Genomic DNA, 12,310 nt, shown 5'->3' on the forward strand with positions numbered 1-12,310 from the left:
CAAAAGCCCCAACGACAAGCTTCGTCTTTGCCTTCAAAAGCCAAACTTTTAGTTGTGATTTTCGTCTTTAACCCCACTTTGGCCGCCCAAACCGCAATTTTCACCCCAATCATCATGAGTCAGCAAAAAATGGACGGCGCGCAGGCGCTCATCAAAACTCTCGGCGATCTCGGCATCGAGTATGTCTTCGGCTACTCCGGCGGCGCTGCCATCCCGATCTTTGACGCCCTCCAGACGGTGAAGACGGACATGAAGTTCATCCTCGTCCGTCACGAGCAGGGTGCCGTTCACATGGCTGACGGTTACGCCCGTGCCACCGGCAAACCAGCCGTCGTGCTCGTCACCTCCGGCCCCGGCGCTGGTAATACCGTCACCGGCATCATGACCGCGCAGATGGACAGCGTGCCCATGATCATCCTTTGCGGCCAGCAGGTCACCTGGATGCTGGGGAAGGACGCTTTCCAAGAAGCCGACATCTTCAACATCACGGCTCCGGTCGTGAAGCATAACTTCCTGGTCAAAAGCTCGAATGCGCTGCCGCGTATCGCCAGAGAGGCCTACCACATCGCCACCACAGGGCGTCCGGGTCCGGTGCTCATCGATATTCCGAAGGACATCAGCCAAGGTGCCTTCACCGGCACCTTTGACGAGCCGATGGATCTGCCCGGCTACCATCCCGAAGAAAACTTCAAGATTGATCAGGTTGGTATTAAAGAAGCCGCCCGCCTGCTCTCCCAAGCCAAGCGCCCCGTCATTCTCGCCGGTCAAGGCGCCATGATCGCCCGTGCGGACAAGGAACTGATCACGCTGGCCGAAACCCTCGGCTGCCCGGTCACCACGACCCTGCTGGGCAAAGGCGTCTTCCCGGAAACGCATGCGCTTTCCCTCGGCATGCTCGGCATGCACGGTACCGCTTATGCCAACAAAGCCATCTGCGAAGCCGACCTCATCTTCAATGTCGGTTCCCGCTTCGATGACCGCATCATCGGCAAGCCGCACATGTTCGGCCGCAACGCCAAGCTCATCCACATCGACATCGACGCTGCTGAGTTCAACAAGATGATCAAGGTCGATGTCGCCATCAAAGGCGATGCCAAGGCCGCGCTCAGCGACCTGCTGCCACACGTCGAAAAACTGCCGACCGAAGACTGGCTCGCCCATCTTGACGGCTACAAGAAGAAGTTCCCGCTCTCTTATAAGAAGCAGGGCGGTCTGCGCATGCAGCAGGTCATTGATGAGCTGTACAATCTCACCAAGGGCAAGGCCATCGTCTCCACCGATGTGGGCCAACATCAGATGTGGGCCGCACAGTTCTACAAGAACGACAGCAGCTACCACTGGCTCAGCTCCGGCGGTGCCGGCACCATGGGCTTCGGCTTCCCTGCGGCCATCGGTGCCCAGCTCGCCTATCCAAACAAAACCGTCGTCTCCATCTCCGGCGACGGCGGCTTCCAGATGACCCTCTTTGAACTCGCCACCGCCGCGATTCACAAGCTGCCGATCAAGATCCTCATCCTCAACAACAGCTACCTCGGCATGGTCCGCCAGTGGCAGGAACTGTTCTTTGAAAATCGCGAGAGCGGCGTCGATCTCATCGGCAATCCCGACTTCGTGAAGCTTGGCGAAGCCTACGGCATCAAAGGCTGGCACATCCGCCGCCCTGCTGATGTGGAGCGCATCCTGCAGCAGGCGCTCGATTACAACGACGGCCCCTGCATCATCGAAGCCGAGTGCATCAAGCTCGAAAACGTCTTCCCCATGATCCCCGCCGGTGCCGCCCTCGAAGACATGCTCACCGAGGCGCCGAAGCACAAAATGGAAAAGCCCACCGGTTCGACGTGATCGTCTTCCGCGATGATCGGTCTGATCCGACCGATCTGACCGATCTGACCAATGAAAACCAACCAGATCATCCACGGCGACGCCCTCGCGGAGCTCAGCAAACTCCCCGCTGCCGCCGCCCAGGCCATCATCGCCGATCCGCCTTACTTCAACGTGCTCGAAGATGAAGCCTGGGACACCCAATGGAAAACCGCCGCCGACTACCTCGCCTGGTGCGATGCGTGGGTGCGCGAATCCATGCGCGTCCTGCGTGATGACGGCCTCGCCTTCATCTTCGGCCAGCTAGGCAAGCGCGAGCACACCTTCCTGCACCTCATGTCCCGCCTCGCCATGCAGCACCAGTTTCACGATCTCATCATCTGGGATCGTGCGGTCGGCTATGACGAGCGGCGCGACAGCTTCACGCCGCAGTACGAGATGGTGATCGTGCTGCGCAAAGGCGACCGTGTGAAGTTCAACAAAGACGCCGTGCGCATCCCCTACGATGCCAAAACCATCGAGACCTACCTCAAAGACAAGCGCTACAAGGACATGGACGCCCGCCGCGCCCATCTCGACGCCGGCAAATTCGCCACCAACATCCTCCGCGTCCCCAGTTTGAAAGGCATCTCGAAGGAAAAGTGCGGTCACCCCTCGCAGAAGCCCATCGACCTCATCGACAAACTCATCGCCTGTTCGACCGATGAAGGCGACCTCGTCATCGACCCTTTCCTCGGCTCCGGCACCACCGCCGCCGCAGCCAAGCGCCTCGGACGCAAATGGATCGGCATCGAAAAAGACGCCGGGTACGTCCAGATCGCGACCGAACGGCTCAAGGCGGTCGAACGTCATTCATCTAGTGTGAGATCAAGTGCTCAGTGCTCAGTGCCGAGTGCTCAGTCATCAAAAGCGCTGCCCGATCTCTTTGAACTGAGCACTGAGCACTGAGCACTCCCCTCCACCACACCCACCTCTCTCTTTCCACCACCCGCCATGTCCGACCGCATCCCCGCCACCACCGACAAAAAGCCCGCCCCGCAGGCTGACATCATCAACATCCACACGCTCAGCGTCATGGTGAACAACCAGCCCGGCGTCCTCGGTCGCATCTGCGCCGTGTTCAGCCGTCGTGGATTCAACATCGAGTCACTCGTCGTCTCACAGACCCGTGATCCGCGCTTCAGCCGCATGACCATCGGCATCAGCGGTCATCCTGAGGGCCTGCACCAGATCATCATGCAGGTGAACAAGCTCATCGACGTCATCCACTGCATCGAGCACACCGACCGCGACGCCGTTGCCAAGGAACTCGTCCTCATCAAAGTCGCCGCCAGTGCCGCCGAGCGCACCGAGATCCTCCAGATCATCGAGCACTACAACGGCAAGACCGTCGATCTCCAGGAAGACAGCCTCATCGCCTTGATCGCCGGCAACACCGACAAACTCGACGCTGCTGTCCGTCTGCTGAGCAAGTTCGACATCGTCGAGACCGTGCGCACCGGCAAAGTCGTCATGGCCCGCGGTTTGGCCGAAACATAAGCGTTCGCCACCATTCATAGGTCCTATATGACTCACGGGGCCTATGCGTCCTATTGGAAACCCCAATGCGCATCCTTCATCTCACCCCCGGCACCGGCAATTTCCATTGCGGCAGTTGCCTGCGTGACCATGCGCTGATCAAAGCTCTCCGCGTTCGCGGCCATGATGCGCTCATGGCGCCGTTGTATCTACCACTCGTCACCGATCGCGAGTTCGGCACGCAGGAGCTGCCGGTGCAGATCGGCGGCATCTCGCTGTTTTTGCAGCAGAAATTCACCTGGTTTCACAGGCTGCCCAAGTTCGTCCATCGCTGGCTGAACACACCGGATCGTTTGCGCAAAGCGGCGCGCCGCATGGGCATGACCAGCGCCAAATCCCTCGGCGAAATGGCGCTCGGCAGCCTGCTCGGCACCGAAGGCCGTCAGTGGGGCGAGTGGCAAAAACTCATCGAATGGATTCGTAACGAGCCGAAGTTTGACGTGGTTTCTTTCTCGAACAGCCTGCTCTCCGGCCTCGCGCCCACGATTGCCAAAGAACTCGGCATCCCCGTCGTCTGCTCGCTCCAAGGCGAGGACTCCTTCCTCGACACGCTGCCCGAACCTTATCGTGAGCAATGCTGGGACGCCATGCGCACCAACGCCCGCAGCATCCGCCGTTTCATCGCCCCCAGCCAGTATTACGCGGACCTCATGCGCCAGCGGCTCGCTGCCGCTCCCGATCAAATGATAGTCATCCCCAATGGCATTGATGCATCTTCATTTACCACGTCATCGCCGGACCCAAACTGGCCCACCATCGGCTACTTCGCCCGCATGATTCATGGCAAGGGCCTCACCACCCTCGTCGATGCCTTCATCGAACTCGCCAAACGTGGCACCGTGCCACGCGTCAAATTGCGCATCGGCGGCGCGAAAACACCCGTCGATGAAACTTACGTTGCCGGACTCGTGGGCAAGCTCAAGGCCGCCGGTCTCACGAATCGCGTCGAGTTTCATCCCAATGTCAGCTTCAAGGACAAGGTTCACTTCTTCCACGACCTCACCGTCTTCAGCGTTCCTGCCACCTATGGCGAAGCGTTTGGCCTGTATGTCATCGAGGCCGCCGCCAGCGGTGTGCCCGTCGTGCAGCCCGCTCACGGTGCCTTCCCCGAACTCGTCGCCGCCACCGGCGGTGGTGTGCTGTGCCAACCGGATGACGCCAAAGCCCTCGCCGACGCCCTCGAAACGCTGCTCAACGACGACGAACAGCGTGAGAAATTATCCAAAACCGCCATGGCAAAGGTCCGCCAAGAATTCAGCGCCACCCGCATGGCCGAACGTTTTGAAGCCGTGCTGCTTGAAGCCTGTGCAGTCGCCGTTTAAAGCTGCCGCCTGCCCATGACATCCATCAGCTTTGGCGAGGCCGTCCGGCGCTCGATTCATCAAGACCCACGCTACCACCCGGCCGCGTATGAGTTGGTGCGTGATGCACTGCACATCGCCGCGAAGAAATTCCGCGATGAAAATGCCGACGACCAGCACGTCAGCGGCCAGGAACTGCTCGCCGGCTTTCGCGACCACGTTTTGGCCGAATACGGCCCCATGTCCTCCATCCTCCTCGATCAATGGGGCCTCCAGCGCGGCGAAGACGTTGGCAACATCGTTTACAACCTCATCGAAGTCGGCTACTTCGGCCGCAACGACGGCGACAGCCTCGAAGACTTCGCTGGCGGCTACGCTTTCACCACCGCGTTCAGCGAGCCGTTTCTGCCGTCGTCGCAGCGGGCGCTGGCGTGAGCTTCAAACAGCGAGATCAATCTTCGTGCGTCGTGCCGTCTCCTGCAGAATTGCCAGCGGCAGCGGATGAATGATCAAATCAATCGGGACAATCACATCGTTGCTCAGCTTGGTAAAATTGCCTGGCGTGGCGTCTGTGGCGGCGATCTCGTTTTCTGCGTGATACCAAACTGGTGAGCGAAATGCCGCCGGGCGGAGCATTGCCATGGGCAGCTCCTTGAATCCTGCATCCATCATCAGCATGGCGATTTCCTCCAGAGTCGGCATCTCTCCACCAGCATAGGGCTGGGCGGTGACGATCAGCGGATAATCTTCAATGCACGGATTGCTGGCGATGGCTTGCAGGCTGATCGCATCACCAAACACCACATTTTGCAGTCCCAGACGCAATAGATACTCGGACGGCAGGGCTTCACGCAGGCACAGGCGCAAGTCATCCGCCTCGCCCGCCTGATCCACCACATAGCCGTATTTGCGAGCTTCTGGCAGGTTGGTTTTGTACACGATCCCTGCGGCAGGATCGTATTTCGCCACATGTTCACCGCCTTGTCCGATTGCGCTTCCAGGAATCTCAAATGGCACTACGGCCTGCGCTAAACACGCGGTTTGGGCGGGTAAGGCGAAAGCGCGGTTTGTGCGGTGATGCCAGCCTGCGCCCGCTTTTGCGCGTCCTGCAAGGACGGCTTGGGCGACTTCAATCGCGCCTCGAGCAGTTTCTTGGGATTGGTTTGAAAGCGGGGCATGGGTCAGGATGGAGTCGATGGCTTCTTGCAGCAGCGCAGGATTCACTGCCGGAGTGTGCCTGTCGTTCCAGATTCGTCAATACCGGAGTCCAGGCTGGTCGCTCACTCCTTGCGCACGGACCTTTGTTGGAATTCACGAATCGCCTTCGAGTGCGGCTTCAGCTCCGCCAGTTCCTCGATCAGCTTCAAATCAATGCCCGGCAGCACCTGGCTCGTTTTCACCGGTTGGTAGCCCTCACCGCTCAGCACAAAGGCGTGCAGCTTCTGGTTTTGCCAGATCCACACTTCAGCGGCCTTGATCTCGCTCCAGAACTCCAGCTTGTCGATCCCGCCGGAACTCAGCGCCACTTCGATGAACAAATCCGGCTGTGCTTTCAGCTCCGCGCCAAAACTGAACGAGTTATCCGGCTCGCCGCCCATCACGCCCTCGACCCGTTGCGTGGTGCTGCCCCAGGCGTTGTAGTCGATCTCATGACTGTCACACCAGGCGGTCACCATTCGTCCGATGGCAAACTTCAACGACTCATGTGGAAACGAGATGCTCATGATTTCGATGATGCCACGATGAAAGCGCACCCTCATCCCGCGCTTCTCGCACAGTTGATCCAGATTCAGATAGCTGTCCCAGTCTCCAAGTCCCACCATGACGGTCTGCCCCGGCGAGGGTTTCGGAAACGGCAGCGAAACGTGACCGCCATGCCGTGCCGTCGTATGCGCACGACGGCGTGAAACTTTGGGCGCTGGCAGAGTCGCTACTGGCATGGCTCGATCCTAACGCGGCTCAAACTGTCTTTCAATCCTTCTCTCCGCCTTGCCCACGCGCCATCCCTTGCCATGTAAGCGCCCCCACCATGACCCCACGCCGCTCCTCGTCCGCCAAAGCCTCCGCCATCACCGTGCCACCGCTGGATGCCAGCGTGACCACCTTGGACAATGGCCTCGAAGTCATCGTGCGCGAAGACCACGCCCACCCGCTCGTCAGCGTGCAGGTGTGGATCAAGGCGGGCAGCCTGCATGAAGAACAGCACAGCGGCGCCGGCATCGCGCACTGCGTGGAGCACATGCTCTTCAAAGGCACCCAGAAGCGCGAGGCCGCACAGATCTCGCAACACATCCAGGCCCTCGGCGGTTATGTGAACGCCTACACCTCCTTCAACCGCACCGTCTATTGGATCGACGGCCTCGCCGAGCACACGGACGGCTATCTCGACATCCTCGCCGACATGATCCGCCACTCGAAGATCGACGCGGATGAACTCACCCGTGAAAAAGACGTGATCCGCCGTGAGATGGCCATGGATCACGATGATCCCGGCAGCACCATCCAGCATCTGCTGCAAGCCACCGCGTTTCGTCAACATCCGCTGCGTCATCCCATCATCGGTCATCGTGCCGTCTTCGATCAAATCACCCGCGCGGATGTTCATGGCTTCGTGCAGCGCCATTACGTGCCGAACAACGCCTTCATCGTCATCACCGGCGATGTCGAGGCCGCCGCCGTCATCGAAACCATCCGCAGTCACTTCGGTGAATGGCAGCGCCGCGCCTTTGACCCTGTGCAGCTTCCCGATGAGCCGCGCCAGCAGGGCGGCCGCTTCGCCGCGAAAAACTTTGCCACTGAGCTTACGCGTATCGCGCTCGGCTGGCAGATTCCCGGCGAAACCCACGCTGACAAGCCTGCGCTCGACGTGCTGGCCTTCCTGCTCGGCTCTGGCCGCAGTTCACGCCTGTACCAAGAGCTGCGTGAGAAGCGCAGTCTCGCGCACTACGTCTCGGCCGGTGCATGGTGCGCGCCCGAGTGTGGCTTGTTCACCATCGAGGCCGAATGCAATCCCGCCGATGCTGAAAAACTGCAACGCGGCATGCACGAGGTCATCGCGCAGATGCAGCGTACCGGCCCAGGCCGTGCGGAACTCGACAAAGCCGTGTGCGCCACACTCAGCAGCCAGGTGCGCTCCTTGAGCACGGTGAAAGGCCAGGCCGGCACCCTCGGCAACGGCTGGCTGCTCACCGGTTCGCTCGACTACCAGCGCCAGTTCCTCGCCGCCATCATCGCACTCACTCCGGACGTGATTCGTGATGCCGCACGGCGTTATCTGCCGCAAAACGCGTTCAGCACGGTGCTCGTCGGCCCCGAGGTTGAAACCGCGAGCAAAGCCAGTTCCACCACCGACTCCGCACGTCCGGCCATTCAGCGCTTTAAGCTCACCAACGGCCTCATCCTGCTCGTTGGCGAAAATCCACGCCTCCCGCTCGTCAGCGTGCGCACCAACTTCCTCGCTGGAGTTCTCGCCGAAACTGATGCCACCGCCGGTGTGACGATGATCTCCGCGCAGATGCTGCTCAAAGGCACCAAGAAGCGTACTGCGGCCGAAATTGCCGCCGAACTCGAAAATCGCGGCGGCAGCCTCCAATGCACGGCTGACGCGCACCGCTACATCCTCGGCGCCGATGTCATGCGCGGCGATGAAACTGCCGCGCTCGACCTGCTGGCCGATCTCATCCTCAATCCCGCTTTGCCACAACCGCAGCTCGCTGAAGTGAAGAAGCGCCAGATTGCCAACATCATCGAGGAACAGGAAGACCCGCTCACCGTCGCCATGCGCAAAGCACGCCGCGAGATTTTCGCCGGTCAGCCCTTCCACCGCACCGCGCTCGGCAACGAGCAAACTGTCGCCGTCTTGAAGCTTGCCGACTGCCGCAACATGCTCCGCGCCAGCTTTGCCACTGGCAACGGCGTCATCTCCGTGTTTGGCGACGTGAAAGCAGATGAGGTCAAGCAGCAGGTCGAAAAAGCTTTCGCCAAACTCCCACGTGGCCCGCGTCAGATCGCGCAAGGGCGTGAATACCACGCCAGCGCCAAACCTGCGGCATGGACCCAGCATCTCGACAAAGAACAGGCCGTCATCGTCGTCGGCTTCCGCACCGTCGGCCTCGAAGATCGCGATGTGCATGCGCTCAATCTCATCGACGAAGCCTGTAGCGACATGGGCAGCCGTTTGTTCAACCGCATCCGCGAAGAACTCGGCCTCGCTTATTATGTTGGCGCACAAAACTTCGCCGCCATGGGCGCTGGAGCTTTCTACTTCTACGTCGGCACTGATCCCAAGAAGATGAAGCTCGCCGAGAAAGAGCTCATGGCCCAGATCAACGATCTCGCCGCCAACGGCCTCACCGTCGATGAAATCGACCGTGCGCGAGTGACTTGGCGTTCCTCCTGGCTTCGCGCCCAGCAGGGCAACCCCGGCATGGCTGACATCTGCGCCTGGAATGAAATCAACGGCCTCGGCTGGGACCATTTCCAAAAACTCCCCGGCATCATGGCCGACATCTCTGCCAAAGAGATCCAGCGCGTCGCCGCCAAATACTTCGGCGAGAAGAAAGCCTTCATCGTCCGCGTGACGCCGAAGTAGTGCTGGTGTCGGCATTCCATGCTGCTTCGCTGCTGAAGCAGCATGACGTTTGTGCGTGACAGGCAGGTGTCAGATTTGGTATTGCCTGTTTCATGCACACTCAAAACGAAAGCACCGCGGTTCCCGGCAATGACTCCAAGCTGAGCGCCGAGGTCAAAGAGTGGGCGTTTGGCATTCGCTGCGTCTTCGTGGTGCTGAATATTCTGCCGCTCTACTACTGCACACGTGTGTTGCTGGCAGCGCCCAAGTTTGAGCGGATCTTCGAAGACATGCTGGGATCGAAGGCCAAGCTGCCCGTCCTGACCAGCATGCTGCTTGATTATGCACTGCCGCTGCTGGCGGTGATCTGGTTGTTCACCGCCCTGGCGACGGTTCTGATGTTCACGGTCAAACGCGCCCGGTATGTCTGGGTCACTGCCGTGGTGACAGCACTGACATTGATCGTGACTGGTCATCTCGCCGTCGCCGCGCTCTTTGAACCGCTGGTCAGCGTGATCCAAAATCTCTCCGGTGGCGGAGAAAACTCGCCGTGACTGAAAAATTCTGAAATTCGCCGCCAAACTTGGCCCGGCGGCTGCTCTATCAAGAACTCGGTTGGGGCGCAAGCCACACACAATTTCCCCGGGTTCGCCTGGGGGAAAAACACAACGAGCTGGAGAGTCGCTTCATGGTTGGGGGCTCTCTGGTCACCTAAAGGCCCGGAAGGATTTTGGTTGGGTCCTTCCGGGCCGAGTTGTTTTCAGACAACTCGGTTCCGGCTGACCTGCCGGTGGTGATTTGATCATTGCATATCAAGGACTTAGTGGCTCATTCGCCGCCCTCAACCCAACCATTATGAAATCAATCGCACCGACTCTTGCCGCCATCGCCTTCACGCTTGCTGGCCTGACCGGCACAACCCCAGCACAAACCGTGAGTGATGCCAAACCTGTGAAAATCGTGATGGAGACCTCCAAAGGCACCATCGAACTCGAACTCGACGCCGCCAAGGCACCGATCTCCGTTGCCAACTTTGTCAGCTATGTGAAGAAGGGCTTTTATGACGGCCTGATCTTTCATCGTGTGATCTCCGACTTCATGATTCAGGGCGGCGGCTTCACCCCCGACATGCAGCAGAAGGAAACCGACGCCAAGATCCAGAACGAAGCCAAGAACGGCCTCAAAAATGTGCGTGGTGCCATCGCCATGGCGCGCACGCCGGATCCGCACAGCGCCAGCTCGCAGTTCTTCATCGTCCACAAAGACAGCAGCTTCCTCGACTATCCAGGACAGGATGGCTGGGGCTACTGCGTGTTCGGTAAGGTGACGAAAGGCCTAGACGTGGTCGATGCCATCGCGGCGGTCAAAACCGGGGCCAGAGACGTGCCAGTGGAGCCGGTCATCATCAAGAGCGCCAAGCTCGCGGAATAGTTTCCGATACGACTCGATTCAAAATTCAAAATGCCAGCCGGTCGCTCCGGCTGGCATTTTTTATGATCACATGAACTTCTTCACGCGGTCACGCACATCGGTTTCGAGGCGCTTCACATAATTCACCGCGTACTCGACCGGGCAGAGGCTGTCGTCCTGCGTCAGCGGCGTCAGATCCATCGCGAAGGTGAGCAGGCTGGTGTTGTCCGTCGTGTGCGAGTCGAAGTAAGTCGCATTCGCATGGCGCAGGCCTTCCTCCGCCAGGTCATAGCGTTTGCCGCCGCTGATCTGCGAATCAAACACGCCCAGCAGCGGACGCAGCATGTGCGGGTGCTTGTCCACCCATAGCATCACTTTGTCATCCGAGAGCAGCCAGTCGAGTTTGCGCCAGACCTCGCAGCCATAGACTTTCTCCGGCCGCATTTCCGGCGGCAGTTCGCGAATGGCTTCCAGGCAGCGCAGAAAGGTCGCCACATGCGTGTCATGCCTGTCACAGGGATTGTGAAGATAGAGAATTTTGGGCTGGGCATGCTCCAGCACGAACTTCAAATCCGCCACGGCTGGCTCATGCTTCGGCTTCTTGATTTCCTCGCTCGGATAGCCGAGCTGCGCCATGAAGCTGTACTCGCCTACATAGGCCGCCTTGCGCTGCTCGATGAGGCGCACTTTCTGCATTTCCTCGTCCGTGTATTTGGCATACGGCCCCTTGCGCGGACTGCCTGCGCCATCCGTCACCACCACGCCGCCGAACCATTGGTCTTCACTTTTAAAACACTCGGTGATGCCATGGTAGGCGGCGATTTCGAGGTCATCCTGATGTGAAACGATGCCCAGGTGCGTCACGCGGCGCAGCGCGGTCCAGGGTTCGGTTTCGTCGGGGATGTAGAGGTCGTGTTTGGGATGTCGAAATTGCACAGTGAGCCGATCATGCGCGGCTGGAGAAGCAGCGCAAAGGGCAATCCATCCCATGCTGCCTATCGTCTGGACAAAGCCACCCGCCACGCCATGATCGCGGCCCAGTTCCACCCACCCATCCACTTTTCCATGAGCTTTATCGCCAGCATTTCCGAAGACCTCAAAACCGCCATGCGGGCCAAGGACACCGTGGCCCTCAACGTCATCCGCAACCTCAAGTCCGCCCTCAAGTACGCCGCCATCGAAAAACTCGGCGCTGACGGCGAACTCGGCGACACCGACGCCCTCGCCGTCGTCCGCAAGGAGATCAAGAAGCTGCAGGATTCTGTGGAAGGCGCGGAAAAAGCCGGTCGGCCTGAAGCCGTAGCCGCCGCCAAGGCTGAGATCGCTGTGTTGGAAAAATATCTCCCTGCCGCCATGAGCACGGATGAGCTGGGGAAGCTCGTTGAAGCCGTCATCGCCGAACTCGGCGCCACCTCCAAGAAAGACATGGGCAACGTCATGAAAGCGTTGCAAGAACGCGTCGCCGGTCGTGCTGACAGCAAGTCGATCTCCACGGAGGTGGCGAAACGGCTGGCTTGACGGTCGAGTGCTCAGTGCTCAGTGCTCAGTGCTCAGTGCTCAGTGCTCAGTTACATTTCTATCACCGCTGGCTTCTAACTGAGCACTAAGAACTGAGCACTTCCCCACTTCT

At 59.6% G+C, this 12,310-nt stretch carries 12 protein-coding genes; 9 read left to right on the forward strand and 3 right to left on the reverse strand.

The window, feature by feature from the left end:
- Positions 1-114 precede the first annotated feature (114 nt).
- The 5 genes from ilvB to ACKVY0_RS05580 all read left to right on the forward strand — a co-directional run bounded on the left by ilvB (position 115) and on the right by ACKVY0_RS05580 (position 5,135).
- A complete protein-coding gene (gene ilvB, locus ACKVY0_RS05560) occupies positions 115-1,842 on the forward strand; it encodes a biosynthetic-type acetolactate synthase large subunit (RefSeq protein WP_409213799.1) in 1,728 nt (575 codons plus the stop codon).
- Positions 1,843-1,893: 51 nt separating this feature from the next.
- The gene (locus tag ACKVY0_RS05565) at positions 1,894-2,769 is read left to right on the forward strand and encodes a DNA-methyltransferase (protein ID WP_409213800.1); all 876 of its coding nucleotides are present in this window, start codon (positions 1,894-1,896) and stop codon (positions 2,767-2,769) included.
- A gap of 45 nt (positions 2,770-2,814) precedes the next feature.
- Complete coding sequence (gene ilvN / locus ACKVY0_RS05570; RefSeq protein ID WP_409213801.1) at positions 2,815-3,360, forward strand: acetolactate synthase small subunit; 546 nt, start codon at positions 2,815-2,817, stop codon at positions 3,358-3,360.
- A gap of 65 nt (positions 3,361-3,425) precedes the next feature.
- Positions 3,426-4,721 carry a glycosyltransferase family 4 protein gene (locus ACKVY0_RS05575; protein ID WP_409213802.1) on the forward strand — a complete coding sequence of 432 codons (1,296 nt, stop codon included), beginning with the start codon at positions 3,426-3,428 and terminating at the stop codon, positions 4,719-4,721.
- Between the two features lie 15 nt (positions 4,722-4,736).
- A complete protein-coding gene (locus ACKVY0_RS05580; protein ID WP_409213803.1) occupies positions 4,737-5,135 on the forward strand; it encodes a Minf_1886 family protein in 399 nt (132 codons plus the stop codon).
- 3 nt (positions 5,136-5,138) lie between these two features.
- On the opposite strand, the gene ACKVY0_RS05585 is transcribed toward ACKVY0_RS05580, so the two are convergent.
- Both ACKVY0_RS05585 and ACKVY0_RS05590 read right to left on the reverse strand, forming a co-directional pair.
- The gene (locus tag ACKVY0_RS05585) at positions 5,139-5,924 is read right to left on the reverse strand and encodes a hypothetical protein (protein ID WP_409213804.1); all 786 of its coding nucleotides are present in this window, start codon (positions 5,922-5,924) and stop codon (positions 5,139-5,141) included.
- Positions 5,925-5,980: 56 nt separating this feature from the next.
- Positions 5,981-6,640, reverse strand: coding sequence for a Uma2 family endonuclease (locus ACKVY0_RS05590; RefSeq protein ID WP_409213805.1), 660 nt, complete (start codon positions 6,638-6,640; stop codon positions 5,981-5,983).
- An 89-nt stretch (positions 6,641-6,729) separates the two neighbouring features.
- On the opposite strand from ACKVY0_RS05590, the gene ACKVY0_RS05595 reads away from it, so the two are divergent.
- The 3 genes from ACKVY0_RS05595 (at position 6,730) to ACKVY0_RS05605 (ending at position 10,701) form a co-directional block, all read left to right on the forward strand.
- On the forward strand, positions 6,730-9,291 hold the full coding sequence (locus tag ACKVY0_RS05595) for a M16 family metallopeptidase (protein ID WP_409213806.1): 2,562 nt from the start codon (positions 6,730-6,732) through the stop codon (positions 9,289-9,291).
- A 92-nt stretch (positions 9,292-9,383) separates the two neighbouring features.
- Positions 9,384-9,824 (forward strand): hypothetical protein, encoded by a 441-nt coding sequence (locus ACKVY0_RS05600; RefSeq protein WP_409213807.1) that lies wholly within the window; start codon positions 9,384-9,386, stop codon positions 9,822-9,824.
- Positions 9,825-10,221: 397 nt separating this feature from the next.
- Positions 10,222-10,701: a peptidylprolyl isomerase gene (locus tag ACKVY0_RS05605; RefSeq protein WP_409213828.1), complete on the forward strand. Its 480-nt coding sequence runs from the start codon at positions 10,222-10,224 to the stop codon at positions 10,699-10,701.
- Between the two features lie 66 nt (positions 10,702-10,767).
- On the opposite strand, the gene ACKVY0_RS05610 is transcribed toward ACKVY0_RS05605, so the two are convergent.
- On the reverse strand, positions 10,768-11,616 hold the full coding sequence (locus ACKVY0_RS05610; RefSeq protein ID WP_409213808.1) for a PIG-L deacetylase family protein: 849 nt from the start codon (positions 11,614-11,616) through the stop codon (positions 10,768-10,770).
- A 129-nt stretch (positions 11,617-11,745) separates the two neighbouring features.
- Here ACKVY0_RS05610 and ACKVY0_RS05615 point away from each other — a divergent pair, with 129 nt between their 5' ends.
- On the forward strand, positions 11,746-12,198 hold the full coding sequence (locus ACKVY0_RS05615; protein ID WP_409213809.1) for a GatB/YqeY domain-containing protein: 453 nt from the start codon (positions 11,746-11,748) through the stop codon (positions 12,196-12,198).
- The last annotated feature ends 112 nt before the right edge of the window (positions 12,199-12,310 follow it).

It is taken from the genome of Prosthecobacter sp. (genome assembly GCF_046154365.1).
Lineage (GTDB): Bacteria > Verrucomicrobiota > Verrucomicrobiia > Verrucomicrobiales > Verrucomicrobiaceae > Prosthecobacter.

Bases quoted from the DNA above. Each gene is read 5' to 3' on its own strand.
- ilvB (WP_409213799.1), top strand. From the start codon at position 115: ATGAGTCAGCAAAAAATGGACGGCGCGCAGGCGCTCATCAAAACTCTC.
- ACKVY0_RS05565 (WP_409213800.1), top strand. From the start codon at position 1,894: ATGAAAACCAACCAGATCATCCACGGCGACGCCCTCGCGGAGCTCAGC.
- ilvN (WP_409213801.1), top strand. From the start codon at position 2,815: ATGTCCGACCGCATCCCCGCCACCACCGACAAAAAGCCCGCCCCGCAG.
- ACKVY0_RS05575 (WP_409213802.1), top strand. From the start codon at position 3,426: ATGCGCATCCTTCATCTCACCCCCGGCACCGGCAATTTCCATTGCGGC.
- ACKVY0_RS05580 (WP_409213803.1), top strand. From the start codon at position 4,737: ATGACATCCATCAGCTTTGGCGAGGCCGTCCGGCGCTCGATTCATCAA.
- ACKVY0_RS05590 (WP_409213805.1), bottom strand. From the start codon at position 6,640: ATGCCAGTAGCGACTCTGCCAGCGCCCAAAGTTTCACGCCGTCGTGCG.
- ACKVY0_RS05595 (WP_409213806.1), top strand. From the start codon at position 6,730: ATGACCCCACGCCGCTCCTCGTCCGCCAAAGCCTCCGCCATCACCGTG.
- ACKVY0_RS05600 (WP_409213807.1), top strand. From the start codon at position 9,384: ATGCACACTCAAAACGAAAGCACCGCGGTTCCCGGCAATGACTCCAAG.
- ACKVY0_RS05615 (WP_409213809.1), top strand. From the start codon at position 11,746: ATGAGCTTTATCGCCAGCATTTCCGAAGACCTCAAAACCGCCATGCGG.